The organism is Bifidobacterium psychraerophilum (assembly GCF_000741705.1).
GTDB classification, from domain to species: Bacteria; Actinomycetota; Actinomycetes; order Actinomycetales; family Bifidobacteriaceae; genus Bombiscardovia; species Bombiscardovia psychraerophila.
In genome coordinates this window covers 669,843-686,194 of sequence record NZ_JGZI01000010.1, presented here as the reverse complement: position 1 = coordinate 686,194, position 16,352 = coordinate 669,843, and the positions used below count along the sequence as shown (strand labels likewise).

Sequence of the window (16,352 nt, the reverse complement as noted above, 5' to 3'; positions counted from 1 at the left end):
GCGACTAAGGAGCACACATGGCAGGATTCATGAAGAATGCAATGTCGTATCTCGGCATGGCTGATGTGGTTGATGAGGATGAGTTCGAGAACGAGCAGGAGGAAACGACGGAGTCCTCCTTCGACTCGGATCATTCGGTGACCCCGATCTCGCCTTCAACAACGTCCTCCGCATCTCGTGAGACGAGCCCCTTCCAGGGGAGGGTGAACCGCATCACCACGATCCATCCGAAATCCTATGAGGATGCACAGCTGGTCGGCAGGGCCTTGCGTGACGGCGTGCCGGTCGTGCTCAACCTCACCGGCGTTTCGGAGGCTGTGGCATATCGCATCGTCGACTTCTCCGCAGGCGTGGTCTTTGGCGTTCGCGGATCGATCGAACGCGTGACGCCACGTGTGTTCCTGCTGAGCCCGGCCCAGGTCAACATCAAGGTCGAGGAGCCGAAACGGCAGTCCTCCTCGCATGACCTCTTCGCCGACTAGACGGCACTGAGCCCCGCACAGGCGTGTTTCCAGGGATCGTCGACGCTCCCGGTCGGCTGACACGCCTTCAGCCGGGTTACAGCAAACGTCAAGCGAGCATTGGTACGCTGTCCTCATGCTTGTTACACTCATACGTTATATCCTCGATTGGGCGATTAACGCATACCTCTTCATCCTCATCGCGCGCATGATACTGGACTGGGTCTTCGTACTCTCCCCGCGCTGGTACCCCAAAGCTTTCGTGGCGACGCTGGTTTCGATCGTCTACCGACTGACCGATCCTCCGCTGAGATGGCTGCGACGGTACATCAAGCCATTGTCGCTCGGCGCCATACAGCTGGATCTGAGTTTCATGGTGCTCTACTTCATCCTGATTGTGCTTCAAGTGCTCATATAACACCCCAGCCTTCCAAATGAGGACTGGTATACGTGCTAGCATGCTGAAAAGGAAACCAACAATGCAAATGCATGTTGCCCGAAAGGGGTGGAATTTCAATGGTCCTATTGACGCCGAAAGATATTAGGGAGCGCTACATCCCGTCAGTCAGGTTCAAGGAAGGCTACGACAAGGATGTAGTCGACGACTTTCTTGACGAGATAGCCGACACCGTTCAGGTGCTGGGCAAGCAGGCTATGCAAAGCGATGCCTCGACCCAGTCGCTCGGCCCTGACGTGGCGAAGCTGAACTCGAAGATCTCCGATCTGACTGCACAAGTGGAGTCCTTGCAGAAGGAAAACGCGGCACTCAAGGAGAATCCGGGCAAGACGGAGGGCTCCGACGCAGGAGCCAAGCTCGCCGAGGCGGAGCAGCGCGTACAGACTCTGGCGTCCCAGAATGAGCAGTTGAAGCAGCAGGTCGATCAGCTCAACAACCAGATCGATCAGCTCACCGCACAGGCCGCCAAGGGCAATGATGCCGAGGCTCTGGCCAACCAGCTCACCGCCGTCCAGCAGGAGCGCGACTCCATCCGCAGCCGCGGCGAAGGTCTGCAGCAGCAGCTTTCGGCAGCGCAGCAGCAGGTCGTGCAGCTCCAGCAGCAGCTCAACCAGCAGTCCGGTGCAAGCCAGAACCTTTCCAAGCAGCTCGAAGAGTCCAAGCAGCGTGAAGAGCAGCTTCGCCAGCAGGTCTCGAAGATGGAGCCGTCGACGGAGACCGGAAGCCTCAAGAAGATCGCGGGCGCCGGTGCCGATGCTAATTCCGAGCCTGAGCGCGCCACTGCGATGCTCACCCTCGCGATGCAGCTGCATGACCAGTACGTCGATAAGGGCAAGGCGAAGGGCGCAGAGCTCACCGCCGATGGTCAGGCCAAGCATGACGAGATGGTCGCCAAGGCGGATGAGTACTCCAACAGGACCCACGTCGCGGCTGATGAGTATGCGAAGCGCACGCACAGCGATGCGGACAACTACTCGACCCGCGTGCATTCTGAAGCCGATGCCTATTCGGCCAAGACGCATGCCGATGCCGACACCTACTCCAAGCACAAGCGTGCGGAGGCGGATACCTACGAGTCCGAGGTGCAGAAGCGCGCCAAGGAGTACGACAAGGAAACCCGTACCGGTGCGGACCGCTATGCCGCCGATGTCAAGGACAAGCTGGTCACCCAGTCGAAGGTCATCGAGGGCAATATCCAGGGCCTCAAGCAGTTCGAGTCCGAATACCGCAGCAGGCTCACCGAGTTCCTCGGACAGCTTGTTTCGCAGGTGTCCGAGACCAACTCCTATCAGCCATCCGAGGGATCCAAGGATTCCCAGCACTGATTGCAGACCAGTGAGGTCATGATTTATGTCCCTTCAGGGAAATTCAGCTAGGCGGCTGCGCATGCGCGTGGCCGTCTTTGCTTGCGTCACCGTCGTCGCGCTTGGCATAGACCAGGTCACCAAGGCATTGGCGCTTGCCAAACTCTCAACACTCGATTCGGTGCCCGTCATCCCGGGCATCCTCTCCCTGCGCCTGCTGCGCAATCCCGGCGCTTCACTGGGATTGGCATCGGGATACACCTGGGTGATCTCGCTGGTGGCCATCGTGGCCTGCCTGGCCATGATCGTCATGGTGATCCGGACGAGCTCGATGGTGTGGACGCTGCTGTTGGCTCTCGCCTTCTCCGGTGCGATGGGCAACCTCATCGACCGCATCGTCTATGCACAGGGTTTCCTCGACGGCAAGGTCGTCGACTTCCTCGATTATGGCTGGTCGGTGGGCAATGTGGCCGACATCATCCTGATGGTTGCGGGCGTGGGCATAGTGCTGGCCCTGTTCAAGGGCATTCCCTTCGGGGACGAGGCGGCAGCGCCTCACGAAGACGGTCAGGAAGCGGCCGTGGCTGAGCAAGCCGTCGGGCCAAGCGATTCATGAGCAAGATCATTCCTGCCCCGGACGCACTGATCGGGAAACGCATGGATGTGGCCCTCGCGAAGATGCTTGGGATATCGCGGGCAAAGGCGGGGGAGCTCATCGACTCGCAACAGGTCAGACTGTTGGACCGTCCGATGGTGAAGTCCAAAAGCCTGCATACCGGGGATCTGATCGAGCTCGATCTCGAACACCCCAGCCAGCCCCCGGAACCGATAGCCGATGACATGGCTGTGGTCTACGAAGACGAGGATATCGTGGTGGTCGACAAGCCGGTGGGCGTGGCAGCCCATGCCTCGGTGGGTTGGACCGGGCCGACCGTCCTCGGTAGCCTGCTCAACAGGGGAGTGCACATCACCAGTTACGGCGCCGCAGGACGGCAAGGCATCGTCAGCCGTCTTGATGTGGGCACGAGCGGCCTGATGCTGGTGTGCAAGTCTGAACTGGCATACAAGGAGATGCGCCGGCAGTTCTCGGAGCATGAGGTGGTCAAGACCTACCATGCCCTGGTCCAGGGGAACCTCAATGAGGACAAGGCCACGATAGAGGCCCCGATAGGCAGGGCGAAGGTATCGGATTTCCGCTTCACGGTCACCCCATCCGGCAAAGCCGCCATCACCCATTGGGATGTGCTGGAACGTTTCGGTGTGGCGACCCTGGCCAGCATCAATCTCGAAACAGGACGAACGCATCAGATTCGCGTCCATTTCTCATCCATCGGGCATCCGCTCGTGGGCGACCACATGTATGGTGCGAATCCCCGCCTTGCGGAGGAGCTGGAACTGGACAGGCAGTGGCTCCATGCGATGAGACTGGAATTTCGCCATCCACGAACACATCTGTGGACGCGTGTCGACTCCACCTATCCGAGGGATCTGCAGCACGCGCTCGATATGGTGCGCATGCGCCCGGATAGCCGCTGAACGGCACGCAGGAGAGACCGTTCGGGCACGGTCGCAGTCTGCCCGTGCATCCCGAGATTGCACCGGCTGTCCGGAGCGTTCACCACAGGATGATTGGGTGGGGCTGTTAGATTAGAGGGCATGACTTCCTCCGTCGATTCCAGCTTCGTTCATCTGCATACACACACCCATTACTCGATGCTCGACGGTGCATCACGCATCCCAGATCTGGTCGAACAGGTCAAGGAACTCGGCCAGCCCGCCATCGCCATAACCGATCACGGCAATATGCACGGTGCCTATGAGATGTGGAGCACGGCGGTGCAGGCGGGTGTGAAACCCATCATCGGCATCGAAGCCTATGTGACGCCCGAAACCTCCCGTCAGGACAAGACCCGCGTACGGTGGGGCACCGAGGCGCAGCGCTCCGACGATGTATCGGGTGGCGGTTTCATCACCCATATGACCCTGCTTGCCAGCAACGATGAGGGCCTGGTGAATCTGATGAAGGCCTCCTCGATCGCCAATCTTGAGGGTCTGGTCGGCAAATGGCCGCGTATGGACAAAGAGGTGCTTTCCCGCCATTCCAAAGGCGTGATAGCCACCACAGGATGCCCATCGGGAATCGTGCAGACGCGCCTGCGCCTGGGTCAGTATGACGAGGCGTTGAGGGCGGCCTCGGAGTTCCAGGATATTTTCGGCAGGGAGAACTACTACGTCGAGTTGATGGATCATGGTCTCGAAATCGAAAGCAGGGTGACCAAGGATCTGCTGCGCATCGCGAAGCAGCTCAATGCTCCTCTGCTGGCGACCAATGATTCGCACTATGTGCATGAGCATGATGCCTCGGCACAGGACGCACTGCTCTGCATCAATTCAGGCTCGCGCCTCGATGAACCCGGCAGATTCAAATTCGATGGCAGCGGCTACTACATCAAAACCGCCCAGGAGATGCGCGAACTGTTCAAGGAGTTTCCTGAAGCCTGCGACCATACGCTCGATATAGCCGAACGCTGCAATGTGATGTTCGACGACCATGAGGACGGCGCCTTCATGCCGCGTTTCGAGTGCCCGGAAGGATGGGACGAGACCTCGCTCTTCCTGCACCAGGTGGAGGAGGGGCTCACCAAGCGCTATCCCGATGGTGTGCCGCAGAGCGTCGTGCAACAGGCCGACTACGAATGCGGTGTCATCTGCCAGATGCAGTTCGCGGGCTACTTCCTCGTGGTCGCCGACTACATCAACTGGGCCAAGGAGAACGGCATCATGGTGGGCCCCGGTCGTGGCTCGGCGGCAGGTTCGATGGTGGCCTACGCGATGGGCATCACCGAGCTTGACCCCATCGAGCACGGTCTGATCTTCGAACGCTTCCTGAACCCGGAGCGCGTCTCGCTGCCTGATATCGATGTGGATTTCGATCCGGAAGGCCGTATGCGCGTGCTCGCTTACGTCGGGCGCAAATACGGCAGCGACAAGGTCGCCCAATGCGTGACCTACGGCACGATCAAGACCAAGCAGGCCCTGAAGGATTCGGCACGCATCATGGACTACGAATTCGCGATGGGAGACCGTGTCACCAAGGCGCTGCCGCCCTCCGTGAACGGCAAGGACATGAGCCTCAAGGACATCTTCAACGAGAAGTCGAAACGTTACCCGGAGGCCCGTGAGTTCCGTGATCTGTACGATTCCGATCCCGATGTCAAACGCATCACCGAAGAGGCGAAGGGCATCGAGGGCATGATCCGCCAGACCGGTGTGCACGCCTGCGCGACGATTATGGCATCCAACCCGATCACCGATACCTCGCCGCTGATGGAACGCAACGACGGCACCGTGACGACCACCTTCGAATACCACACCTGTGAAACCCTGGGCTTGGTCAAGATGGATTTCCTCGGGCTTTCCAATCTCACGGTCATCCGTGACACGCTGAAGAACATCGTGCGCAACGGCAAGGAAGAGATCACGATCCAGCAGATCCCGTTGGATGACAAGGAAACCTACCAGCTCCTGTCCCGTGGCGATACGCTGGGTGTGTTCCAGCTCGATGGCGACGGCATGCGATCCCTGCTCAAGACCCTGCGACCGGATAACTTCAACGACATCTCGGCATTGATCGCACTGTACCGCCCCGGTCCTATGGATATGAACTCGCACACCAACTACGCCAAGCGCAAGAACGGTTTGCAGAACATCGTCCCGATCCATCCCGAGGTCGAGGAACCGTTGAAGGACGTGCTCGACGAGACCTACGGCCTGATCGTCTACCAGGAGCAGGTGCAGTCCGCCGCGAGGATCTTGGCTGGTTACTCATTGGGCAAGGCTGATGTGCTGCGTCGAGCGATGGGTAAGAAGAAGCCCGAAGTGCTGGCCAAGGAGCGGGTGCCCTTCTTCGCCGGTATGAAGGAGCACGGGTATTCGGAGCAGGCCGCACAGGCCGTCTGGGATATTCTGGTGCCTTTCTCCGGATATGCCTTCAACAAGGCGCATTCCGCGGCCTACGGCATGATCTCCTACTGGACCGCCTATCTGAAAACCCATTATCCCGTTGAATTCATGGCGGCCCTGCTGCAGAACGAACGCACCAACAAGGACAAGACGGCCCTGTACCTCGGCGAGGCCAGGCGCATGGGCATCCAGGTGCTCCCTCCCGATGTGAACGAGTCGGTCTCCGAGTATTCGGCAGTCGGCGACGTGGTGCGCTTCGGGCTGGGGGCCATCCGCAATGTCGGTGACAAGGTGGTTGCGGATATCGTCTCCGAACGTGAAGGTCCGCACGGGCATTATGTGAATTTCGTTGATTTCGTGCGAAGGGTCTCATTGAACGTCCTGAATCGCCGATCCTTGGAATCCCTGATCAAAGCGGGGGCATTCGACGCCATTGACCCCAACAGGCGCGCCCTGTACCAGATCCATGAGGTCGCCATAGACTCCCTGGTTCCGTTGAAACGCAAGCAGGCCGAGGGACAGTTCGATCTCTTCGCGGATGCCGGGGCCGACGAATCGGATGATGCGATGGGGGATGCCGCTGTCACCGTCCCGGACATCGAGGAATGGGACAAGCCGACGAAGCTGAATTTCGAGCGGGAGATGCTGGGTCTGTATGTCTCCGACCACCCTTTGAGTGGCATGACCTCGGTGCTTGCCGGTCTGCGCGATATGTCCATCGCCCAGCTCATCGATAAGGCCAAGACGATGGGCGAAGGCCAGATGATAACCATCGCCGGTCTGATAACCGGCGTGGACCGCCGTGTGTCGAAGAAAGGCAACGCCTGGGCCATCGTCACGGTGGAGGATCTGGAAAGCTCCATCCAATGCATGTTCTTCGGCAAGGTGTATGAGGCCAATGCCGCGGAGTTGGCCGTGGATACCGTCGTATGCGTCAGAGGGCAGATCGAGCTGCGCGAGGAAACGGTCTCGATGCGGGCGACGGAGATGGAGAAACCCACCCTGGATTCCGTCGATGAACGTCCTCTGATGATCGCACTGCCACCCGTCGCCTTGGACGGCATGAGGATGAAGCAGCTCAGCGATATACTGCGTTCGCACCCGGGCTACTGCGAGGTCAAGCTGCTGGTGGTGAACGCCAAAGGCGATGCCACGGTGATGACATTCGGTGATGGATACCGGATCAAACGTGACACCAGCCTCTTCGCCGAGATCAAAACGATTTTCGGACCCTCCTGTCTGACCGCAGCCTGAGCGCCTGCGCCAACATGGTCGTGCCGCTTCGTCATTGGTGGAATCTAACATCAGTATTATGACGGACAATCTCATGAGAACCATTGATTTGCGCGGGCAGAGGCTCACGCGCTCCGAACTGCTGCAGGCGATGCCAAGGGCCCAGATGGGCACGCATGAGGCCGCGGAACTGGTGCAACCGATTCTTGATGAGGTCCATCAACGCGGCGCGGCGGCGCTCAGGGATTTCGGCGAACGCTTCGACGGCGTGCGGCCCACGAATCTCCGCGTTCCTCAGGAGAAACTCCAACAGGCGTTGGAGGAGCTCGATCCCGAGGTCAAGCTCGCCATCGAGGAGTCGGTCAGGCGTTCCCGGGCCGTCAGCGCGTCCCAGGTTCCTGAAGCTTTCCACACGGATCTGGCCCCGGGGGCCAGGGTCTCCGAGCGTTGGATTCCGGTGCAGCGCGTCGGACTCTATGTTCCTGGAGGCAAGGCCGTATACCCGAGCTCGGTGATCATGAACGTGGTGCCGGCACAGGCCGCGGGCGTCCAATCCCTGGCGATCGCGACGCCACCGTCCAAAACCTCGGAGGAGGGGCTGCCGAACGGGACCATCCTGGCGACATGCGCCATACTCGGTGTCGATGAGGTCTATGCGGTGGGCGGGGCGCAGGCCATCGCGATGTTCGCATACGGTGCGAAGGGCTCGCTGCCACAGGATGGCGACGTGCTCTGCGACCCGGTGGACAAGATCACCGGCCCAGGCAACATCTTCGTCGCGACGGCAAAGCGTCTGGTATCCGGCTTCGTCGGCATCGATGCCGTCGCCGGGCCGACGGAAATCGCCATAGTCGCGGATTCGGGCGCCAATCCCGAATGGCTCGCTGCCGATCTCATCGGCCAGGCCGAACATGACGAGCTTGCGGGTTCCGTGCTCATCGTCGATGACGAGGCACTGGCCCAGCGCGTGCAGGAGAGTCTGCTGCACCGGGTTCCGCGCACGGAGCATGCCGAGCGTGTGACGACATCACTGGCGGGAAGCCAGTCGGGCATCATCCTGACCGACGGCATCGACCAGTCCATTGAGGTGGCGAATGCCTATGCCGCCGAACATCTTGAGATTCAGACGAAGGATGCGGACGCCGTGATCGCGAGGATCACGAATGCCGGAGCCATCTTCCGCGGGCCGTATTCCCCGGTCCCGCTTGGTGATTACATGTCCGGTTCGAACCACGTGCTGCCGACAGGTGGGACCGCACGCTTCGCGAGCGGCCTCGGCGTGCACACCTTCATGAAGCCGGTCGAAGTGATCGAATATGACGAAGAGGGGCTGAAGGTCCTGGCTTCCCGGATCAACGCCTTCGCGGTGAGCGAGGATCTGCCGGGACACGGTGAATGCGTGCTGAGCCGTTTCATCGACGATCCCTATGACAAAGCCACGCTTCGCCAGCAGGAACAGGAGGCGGGCCTGCTATGAGCGCCATCCCCTCCAGCATCCCGCTGCGCAACGATCTGCTGGGTGAGGAGCCCTATGGGGCGCCTCAACTGGACGTACCGGTATGCCTGAATGTCAACGAGAACCCCTATCCGCTTGAGCCTGACGTGGTCAGCAGCATCGCACAGCGGGTCGCTTCCATCGCGGCCGAGCTGAACCGATACCCCGATAGGGAGCATATCGAGTTGCGTCAGGCCTTCAGCGACTACCTCGCCAAGGAATCCGGCACGCGCCTGCGCGTCGAGCAGCTCTGGGGTGCCAACGGCTCCAACGAGATCATGCTGCAGCTCTTCCAGGCCTTCGGCGGCCCCGGACGCACGGCGCTGGGATGCGACCCGACATACTCGATGTACCCGGAATACGCCCGCGACACCTTCACCACATGGAAACTCGCGCATCGCCATGAGGATTTCACCCTTGACGTGGATCGTACGATCGATGCCATCAACGAGTACGGCCCCTCGATGGTTCTGGTGACCAGTCCGAACAATCCGACCGGAACGGTGCTGCCACACGACGAGATCGAGGCCCTGCTCGCCGCCTGCGAACAGGCTCCGGTCACCGGGGCCCCGGAAGGTGCGCACCCGATCCTCATCGTCGATGAGGCCTATGTGGAATTCCGTGATCCGGGAACACCATCCGCGGTGAGCCTGGTCCCCAAACACCACAATCTGGCCGTGAGCCGGACCATGTCGAAAGCCTTCGCCTTCGCAGGTGCACGTGTCGGCTACCTTGCCGCCGACGAGGGCATCATAGATGCGGTGCGCATCGTGCGCATGCCGTACCACCTCAGCGCGGTCACCCAGGCCGCGGCGCTCGCCGCCTTCGAACACACCGATGAGCAGCTGAGCACCGTCGCGCATCTCAGGCAGACCAGGGAACAGACGGCCTCGTGGCTCGCCCAGCAGCACTATCATGGCGAGAATATCCGAGTCGCACCCTCGGGTTCGAACTTCGTGCTCTTCGGCACCTTCGAGCGGCGGGAGACGATATTCCAGGATCTGCTGGACCGTGGGGTCCTCATCCGCGTGGTCGGGCCGGAAGGCTGGCTGCGCGTATGCATGGGCACGGATGAGGAGATGGCCCGCTTCCGACAGGCCTTCACCGAGGTCCTTGCTCTGCACGACCAGGCGTAGCGTACCCGCCGACCTATGGCGTCGCGGCACCCGGGAGGACCGGACAACGGCGACCGACTGTAGTATCGGCTCGTTATGCTGGGTACCAGTGGGTATCGTTACAAAGGAGAGACCATGGACAGAACAGCCTCGATAACGCGCATCACCAGCGAATCACAGGTCGAGCTGAGCCTGAACCTGGATGGCACGGGCGCTACGGACATTCAGACCAGCGTACCGTTCTACAACCATATGATGACTGCACTGGGCAAGCACTCCCTGATAGATCTGTCGATCAAGGCAAGTGGGGATACCGACATCGATGCGCATCACACGGTGGAGGACATCGCCATCGTCTTCGGCGAGGCTTTGAAACAGGCGCTCGGAGACAAGCGCGGCATCCGCCGTTTCGCCGATGCGACGGTGCCTCTTGACGAGGCTTTGGCCACAGCCGTGGTCGATATCTCCGGCCGTCCCTACGCGGTCTGCACAGGTGAACCCGAAGGCTTCGAATATGCGATGATCGGCGGGCACTTCACCGGCTCATTGGTACGTCACGTCATGGAATCGATAGCCTTCCACGCGGGTATCTGCCTGCATCTGACGCTGCTGGCAGGGCGGGATCCCCATCATATTGCCGAGGCGGAATTCAAGGCCCTGGCACGTGCCCTGCGCGGAGCCGTCGAAATGGACCCCAGGGTAACGGGCATTCCCAGCACCAAGGGTGCATTGTGAGCGAGAAGGATGACGGACGACGGGGATCGTCGCAGGATCCCGAAGGAGAGCGTCATCTGACCGATGAGGAGATAGAGGCGGCGCTCGCAGGCTTCGAAGAGGAGCTCAACGCAGATGATGACGGCGCGTCCCGACCGGATGACGGTGCATCGGCGAATACGACGGAGCAGGATCATCAGGCATCCGATCCCCAGACTTCCGGGGATGCCTCCGGTGAAGGCATCGACTTCGATGATGAGCTGGAAGGCCTGATCGGCAACAAGGCCAAAATCGCGACCCTGATCACCAGATTGTCCTCGGGTGAGCTGCTCGCCGCCTTCTGCAGGCTCGCGGGCATCGATGCGGATTGCATCGACACACCGGAAGGCGCCTTCGCCGTGCTGCGTGCCCTTGACGGTGATGAACCGGAGACATGCGCCAGGGATCTGACCTCAGTGGTTTCGGGTCTCTCTGCGGTGCTCGCCGTGAATCGTGCCGACAAACTTGAAGCGACGTTATGGCTGAACGGACACGCGGGGGAGTCCTTCTCCCCGCCGGTTCTGTTCGCCTCCACGTCATCCTGCGTCGAGGATCTGCTGATCGGCGCATCGAATCTGAGCATGGTGCAGGTTGACGGCTACAGTGTGAGCGATACCGACGAGCTGAGCGACGAATCGGCAATGGCCATCATCGCCCGCCATACGCGTTCCGGTTCGGGCGGGCATGCGGCAGGCACCGCCAACGAGTGAGATGAGGGATCGTAATGACTTCAATTGTGGTGTTTGACTATGGTTTCGGCAATGTCCGTTCGATGCTCAGGGCTGTCGACAATCTGGGTGCTGATGTGACCCTGACATCCGACTACCGTGCCTCACTCCAGGCCGATGGTCTCGTCGTGCCGGGTGTGGGCGCCTTCGCCGCATGCATGGAGGGTCTGAAGTCGGTGAATGGCGATCGGGTGATCACCGATCGGCTGCGTGCCGGCCGCCCGGTGCTTGGGGTGTGCGTCGGTGAGCAGATCATGTTCCAGATGGGCACCGAGCATGGGGACGACGCCGAGGGGCTGGGCTTGATCAATGGCCAGGTCACCGCATTGGACGCGGATGTCGTGCCGCATATGGGCTGGAACACCGTCAGCGCGGCACCCGGCAGCAGGCTGCTGGAAGGCATCGAAGACGAACGCTTCTATTTCGTGCATTCCTTTGCGGCGATGGGTGCCGAGGACGCGGAGCAATCGGATATCGATTTCGCCGGAGAACAGGGAAAGATCACCTGGTGCGATTACGGGCGCAGTCATTTCGTGGCGGCCTATGAGCGGGGGGCGTTGAGCGCGACCCAGTTCCATCCTGAGAAATCGGCGCAGGCCGGCGCGCGGCTGCTGCGAAACTGGATGGGGACATTCCCGCAACAGGGCTGATACCGGCGAGCGCGGCGAGGCACATCCTCCGACCAGGCGCGAGGCCTGCGGCGGCATGCATGCCGGCCCTGTCTGGACACCGACTACTGTGAACACAGAATATGAAAGGAACACCTATGTTGACGCTTCTTCCCGCTGTGGATGTTCGAGACGGCAAGGCCGTCCGCCTTCGTCAAGGCGAATCCGGCTCGGAAACCGACTACGGCAGTCCGTTGGAAGCGGCGCGTACATGGTTGGGTAGCGGGGCCGAGTGGATCCATCTGGTCGATCTCGATGCCGCCTTCGGTACGGGGAACAACCGCGACCAGCTACGCGAGATCGTCGCTGAACTCGGCGATCAGGTCAATATCGAGATGAGCGGCGGAGTCCGCGATGACGACAGCCTGGCGGCGGCGCTTGACGCCGGTGCGGCACGGGTGAACATCGGGACGGCCGCGCTGGAGAACCCTGAGTGGACCGCTTCGGTGATCAGGAGGTACGGGGACAGGGTCGCCATCGGACTCGACGTCAGAGGGCATACGCTTGCGGCCCGAGGGTGGACGCGGGAGGGTGGTGACCTCTTCGAGACCATGAAGGCCCTGGACGAGGTGGGCTGCTCACGGTATGTGGTCACCGACGTGGCGCGCGACGGCATGATGCAGGGGCCGAACATCGAACTGCTCAGGCAGGTCGCGGAACGCAGCGATGCGAAGATCACCGCATCGGGCGGCATCTCCAAACTCGACGATCTACGTGCGATCGAGGAGTTGAGCCCATTGGGCGTCGATTCCGCGATTCTGGGCAAATCCCTGTACGCCAAGGCCTTCACCTTGGAGGAAGCCCTGGCGCTCGTCGGAAAGTGACGAATCAGACGTTTGAACGGCGGTGTTTTGGCAACACACCGGGCGATGGTATTGCATACGAAATAAACTCATGAAAGCATGGCTAGCATGGATAAGCAGCAGGAGTTCGCGCTTCGCACAGTAGAGGAACGCGATGTACGTTTTATTCGCCTATGGTTCACCGATGTGTTGGGGACTTTGAAATCCGTTGCCATCGCGCCAGCCGAGCTCGAAGCGGCCTTCGAAGAGGGATTGGGCTTCGACGGTTCGGCGATCGAAGGCATGACCAGGGTCTCCGAGGACGATATGATCGTCAAACCGGATCCCTCCACCTTCCAGATCCTCCCGTGGCGTGGTGGACCGCAGGGGACAGCACGCATGTTCTGCGACATCCTGACTCCGGAGGGTGACGCAAGCCTCGGCGATCCGCGCCATGTGCTGAAGCGGGCGCTTTCGAAGGCCAAAGACAAGGGCTTCACCTTCTACGTCCACCCCGAAATCGAGTTCTATCTCTTCGAAAGCCAGAACGACTGGTCCCAGGTTCCGACGCCCATCGACGAGGGCGGATACTTCGATCATGTGCCCCGCAGCCCAGGGATGGACTTCCGTCGCGCGACCGTGAACATGCTCGAGCAGATGGGCATCTCCGTCGAATACTCGCATCACGAGGCCGGCCCCGGGCAGAATGAGATCGACCTGCGCTACGCCGATGCCTTGACCACAGCGGATAACATCATGACCTTCCGCACGGTGGTGAAGGAGGTCTCCCTTGAACGGGGCATTCACGCGAGCTTCATGCCCAAGCCGCTGACCAATCAGCCAGGCTCAGGCATGCACACCCATCTCAGTCTCTTCGAGGGCGACGCCAACGCCTTCTACGAGGCGGGTCAGGAATTCAACATGTCCCTGACGGCGCGCCAGTTCGCCGCGGGCATTCTCTACCATGCCGCGGAGATCACCGCGGTCACCGATCAGTATGTCAACTCTTACAAACGGTTGTGGGGCGGCAACGAAGCTCCTAGCTATATCTGCTGGGGACACAACAACCGTTCCGCGCTGCTGCGTATCCCACAGTACAAACCGGGCAAGGGCAACTCCGCTCGCATGGAGTTCCGCGCTTTGGATCCGGTGACGAATCCCTATCTGTCGTATTCGGTTCTGCTGGCGGCGGGGCTTGACGGCGTCGAGAAGCAGATGACGCTTGCCGATCCGACGAGTGATGACGTCTGGGAGCTGACTGACGCCGAACGCCAGGCCATGGGGATAGAACCGCTTCCCGACTCCCTGGACTCGGCATTGAAGATCATGGAGAAGTCCGACTTCGTGGCCGATGTGCTCGGTGAGCATGCCTTTGAGTATTTCCTGCGGAACAAGCGTCAGGAATGGGAAGACTACCGCATGCAGGTCACGCCGTACGAGCTGCAGAAATACCTGCCCCGGCTCTAGTCCGGCGGGAGAAGCCGTGCGTCCAAGTGGCGTGTAGGGTGCTGCATACAGCGGGGAAGAGGATGTCAGTGATTGCGAAACACGTCCCGGGTGAAGAGATCTCCATCCGGGACGTGTTTTCCATCATGCTGGAGGCCATGGGGCCGAGCCATTGGTGGCCTGCGGAGAGCCGATTCGAGATCATGGTCGGGGCCGTGCTTACGCAGAACACGGCCTGGGGCAATGTGGCCCGTTCCCTTGATGCCCTGAAGCAGGCCCGTGTTCTCGAACCAGATACCATGCTCTCCCTCGATCCCGGTGACTTGCAGGAACTGATCCGTCCATCCGGTTTCCAGAAGAACAAGTCAAGGGCCCTGCACGATCTGTGCGCATGGTATGGCGATCGCTGCGGATTCAGGCCGGAGGGCGCCGAGGGCATCGAGGATGAGGAGCTGCGTTCCGAACTGCTGTCGGTGTTCGGGGTCGGGGGAGAGACGGCGGATGATCTGCTGCTCTACGTATTCGACCGTGAAGCCTTCATCGCCGATACCTATGCCCGCCGCTTGTTCGGATTTCTGGGTCAGGATGTACCCAAGGGCTATGAGGCCTTCAGGAATCGCATGCTGCCCGAGGTGCGTTCATATGCGTTCACGGTGGTCGAACTGCAGGAATTCCACGGCCTCATCGACCAATACGGTAAATCCCATCGCAGCCCTGAGACGATGAAGGACTCGTTCCTCGGAAGCTATGCCGCGAGATTCGGTGTGATATCGGGTTGAATGCGACGCAGGACGGGATATCACCGTGAGACACGGCGTTTCATATCCTGCTGCGTGGCAGGTCGAAGACCGCCTACACGGCGATCGGCGCCTTCATGCGCGCGGATTGCCGAACCAGTTGGCATAGATCAGCGAGAAATTACGGTTGCCGTAGCTTGAGCAGCTGTTCCCCTCGCCGAATCCAGCGTTGAGGGCCGCAGCATTGGGCTGGTACGGCGTGTAGATGTACAGCAAGGCCGTGGCCTCGTTGTCGATGTAGACATTCGCGCCGCCGCAGGACTTCGTGGGACTGTACTGGATGTAGTTGAGCTTCTGCGCGGCGTATGAGTACTCGCTTTGATGGGCCTGGTAATACTTGAACCTGCTGGCTGAGCCGTAGACCTGTTTGAAGAATCCCGCGTAGTTCGGATCGCAATCCGCATCATCCGGGCAGGAGAGGCCCATTGCCGCCTTGTACTGCCAGGCTGTGGGGGCGGTCGCCGTCACCAGATGCTGTTCCTTCTGCAGCAGGGTCAGCAGGACCTTCTGGCTGATTCCGCAGGCTTTCGACACCTCATCGATGATCGTGGCCGCACTCTGCTTGGAAGCGCCCTTATACGCCTTGCACAAGGCATCGGCGGCCTTGTCCTGGGTGTCGACCGTGTAGTTCTTCAGACAGCTCTTGCCGGTGCAGGCCGTGCCTTTCTCATCGAGGAAGGACTGGATCTCCTTGGCGTTCATGGTCTTGGAATCGAAGAAGCGTGTATCGGAGATGATACTGCCGGGGTTGAAGGAGTATTCCCTGGCGAATTGCTGTTGGCGCTCCTGCGCATTATGGACCTCGGTCAGATACTGGGCGTATCGGATCGCGCCCATCGTCAGCGTCATGACCAGCAGTACGACCAGGGTGGCCGCCACGGATGAGAGCACCCGGTGAAGCGGCGACATCCTCTTCCAGACCAGGGCAATGCCCCGGATGCCCGATGTGCCCTTCCTTCGGCCTGTGCCTCTTCCGCTCGTGCTGCGTTTGCCGGTATGTTTTCCGGTCATAGGTGTGTAACCTCTTCTGCCGTCGTGGCATCTGCCCGTTCGGGGCGCATCGTCGGGATATCCGTCTCCCGGAGTGTGCACATTCCAATTCCAAACGCCTTCATCGTCATCATGATAGAACGTCGGGGTGTGTGTTCGC

At 60.5% G+C, this 16,352-nt stretch carries 15 protein-coding genes; 14 read left to right on the top strand and 1 reads right to left on the bottom strand.

What is annotated here, in order from left to right:
• Positions 1-17: 17 nt before the first annotated feature.
• The 14 genes from BPSY_RS09965 to BPSY_RS09900 all read left to right on the top strand — a co-directional run bounded on the left by BPSY_RS09965 (position 18) and on the right by BPSY_RS09900 (position 15,184).
• Positions 18-482 carry a cell division protein SepF gene (locus BPSY_RS09965; RefSeq protein WP_033497385.1) on the top strand — a complete coding sequence of 155 codons (465 nt, stop codon included), beginning with the start codon at positions 18-20 and terminating at the stop codon, positions 480-482.
• Between the two features lie 115 nt (positions 483-597).
• A complete protein-coding gene (locus tag BPSY_RS09960; RefSeq protein WP_033497387.1) occupies positions 598-879 on the top strand; it encodes a YggT family protein in 282 nt (93 codons plus the stop codon).
• Positions 880-977: 98 nt separating this feature from the next.
• Positions 978-2,243, top strand: a complete 1,266-nt coding sequence (locus BPSY_RS09955; protein ID WP_033497389.1) for a DivIVA domain-containing protein — start codon at positions 978-980, stop codon at positions 2,241-2,243.
• 25 nt (positions 2,244-2,268) lie between these two features.
• Positions 2,269-2,838, top strand: coding sequence for a signal peptidase II (locus BPSY_RS09950; protein WP_081884396.1), 570 nt, complete (start codon positions 2,269-2,271; stop codon positions 2,836-2,838).
• Entirely contained in the window at positions 2,835-3,758 is a 924-nt protein-coding gene (locus tag BPSY_RS09945) for an RluA family pseudouridine synthase (RefSeq protein ID WP_033497391.1), read from the top strand. The genes BPSY_RS09950 and BPSY_RS09945 overlap by 4 nt, the downstream gene beginning before the upstream one ends.
• A 120-nt stretch (positions 3,759-3,878) precedes the next feature.
• Positions 3,879-7,439, top strand: a complete 3,561-nt coding sequence (dnaE, locus tag BPSY_RS09940; RefSeq protein ID WP_033497393.1) for a DNA polymerase III subunit alpha — start codon at positions 3,879-3,881, stop codon at positions 7,437-7,439.
• A 58-nt stretch (positions 7,440-7,497) separates the two neighbouring features.
• Entirely contained in the window at positions 7,498-8,895 is a 1,398-nt protein-coding gene (gene hisD / locus BPSY_RS09935) for a histidinol dehydrogenase (RefSeq protein ID WP_033497395.1), read from the top strand.
• Positions 8,892-10,049, top strand: coding sequence for a histidinol-phosphate transaminase (locus tag BPSY_RS09930; protein ID WP_033497397.1), 1,158 nt, complete (start codon positions 8,892-8,894; stop codon positions 10,047-10,049). Before hisD ends, BPSY_RS09930 begins: the two co-directional genes overlap by 4 nt.
• Before the next feature lie 114 nt (positions 10,050-10,163).
• On the top strand, positions 10,164-10,763 hold the full coding sequence (gene hisB / locus BPSY_RS09925) for an imidazoleglycerol-phosphate dehydratase HisB (RefSeq protein ID WP_033497399.1): 600 nt from the start codon (positions 10,164-10,166) through the stop codon (positions 10,761-10,763).
• On the top strand, positions 10,760-11,491 hold the full coding sequence (locus BPSY_RS09920; protein ID WP_033497401.1) for a hypothetical protein: 732 nt from the start codon (positions 10,760-10,762) through the stop codon (positions 11,489-11,491). The genes hisB and BPSY_RS09920 overlap by 4 nt, the downstream gene beginning before the upstream one ends.
• 14 nt (positions 11,492-11,505) lie before the next feature.
• Positions 11,506-12,159, top strand: coding sequence for an imidazole glycerol phosphate synthase subunit HisH (gene hisH, locus BPSY_RS09915; protein ID WP_033497404.1), 654 nt, complete (start codon positions 11,506-11,508; stop codon positions 12,157-12,159).
• A gap of 116 nt (positions 12,160-12,275) precedes the next feature.
• Positions 12,276-13,001 (top strand): bifunctional 1-(5-phosphoribosyl)-5-((5-phosphoribosylamino)methylideneamino)imidazole-4-carboxamide isomerase/phosphoribosylanthranilate isomerase PriA, encoded by a 726-nt coding sequence (gene priA / locus BPSY_RS09910; RefSeq protein ID WP_033497406.1) that lies wholly within the window; start codon positions 12,276-12,278, stop codon positions 12,999-13,001.
• 87 nt (positions 13,002-13,088) lie between these two features.
• Positions 13,089-14,426, top strand: coding sequence for a type I glutamate--ammonia ligase (glnA, locus tag BPSY_RS09905; RefSeq protein WP_033497408.1), 1,338 nt, complete (start codon positions 13,089-13,091; stop codon positions 14,424-14,426).
• Positions 14,427-14,488: 62 nt separating this feature from the next.
• Complete coding sequence (locus BPSY_RS09900) at positions 14,489-15,184, top strand: endonuclease III domain-containing protein (protein ID WP_033497410.1); 696 nt, start codon at positions 14,489-14,491, stop codon at positions 15,182-15,184.
• A 93-nt stretch (positions 15,185-15,277) separates the two neighbouring features.
• Here the strand turns inward: BPSY_RS09900 and BPSY_RS09895 are convergent, their stop codons facing one another.
• Positions 15,278-16,213 carry a hemagglutinin gene (locus tag BPSY_RS09895; RefSeq protein WP_193346442.1) on the bottom strand — a complete coding sequence of 312 codons (936 nt, stop codon included), beginning with the start codon at positions 16,211-16,213 and terminating at the stop codon, positions 15,278-15,280.
• Positions 16,214-16,352 lie beyond the last annotated feature (139 nt).

Coding starts and splice junctions, on each gene's coding strand:
- BPSY_RS09965 (WP_033497385.1), top strand. CDS start 18: ATGGCAGGATTCATGAAGAATGCAATGTCGTATCTCGGCATGGCTGAT.
- BPSY_RS09960 (WP_033497387.1), top strand. CDS start 598: ATGCTTGTTACACTCATACGTTATATCCTCGATTGGGCGATTAACGCA.
- BPSY_RS09955 (WP_033497389.1), top strand. CDS start 978: ATGGTCCTATTGACGCCGAAAGATATTAGGGAGCGCTACATCCCGTCA.
- BPSY_RS09950 (WP_081884396.1), top strand. CDS start 2,269: ATGTCCCTTCAGGGAAATTCAGCTAGGCGGCTGCGCATGCGCGTGGCC.
- BPSY_RS09945 (WP_033497391.1), top strand. CDS start 2,835: ATGAGCAAGATCATTCCTGCCCCGGACGCACTGATCGGGAAACGCATG.
- dnaE (WP_033497393.1), top strand. CDS start 3,879: ATGACTTCCTCCGTCGATTCCAGCTTCGTTCATCTGCATACACACACC.
- hisD (WP_033497395.1), top strand. CDS start 7,498: ATGACGGACAATCTCATGAGAACCATTGATTTGCGCGGGCAGAGGCTC.
- BPSY_RS09930 (WP_033497397.1), top strand. CDS start 8,892: ATGAGCGCCATCCCCTCCAGCATCCCGCTGCGCAACGATCTGCTGGGT.
- hisB (WP_033497399.1), top strand. CDS start 10,164: ATGGACAGAACAGCCTCGATAACGCGCATCACCAGCGAATCACAGGTC.
- hisH (WP_033497404.1), top strand. CDS start 11,506: ATGACTTCAATTGTGGTGTTTGACTATGGTTTCGGCAATGTCCGTTCG.
- priA (WP_033497406.1), top strand. CDS start 12,276: ATGTTGACGCTTCTTCCCGCTGTGGATGTTCGAGACGGCAAGGCCGTC.
- glnA (WP_033497408.1), top strand. CDS start 13,089: ATGGATAAGCAGCAGGAGTTCGCGCTTCGCACAGTAGAGGAACGCGAT.
- BPSY_RS09900 (WP_033497410.1), top strand. CDS start 14,489: ATGTCAGTGATTGCGAAACACGTCCCGGGTGAAGAGATCTCCATCCGG.
- BPSY_RS09895 (WP_193346442.1), bottom strand. CDS start 16,213: ATGACCGGAAAACATACCGGCAAACGCAGCACGAGCGGAAGAGGCACA.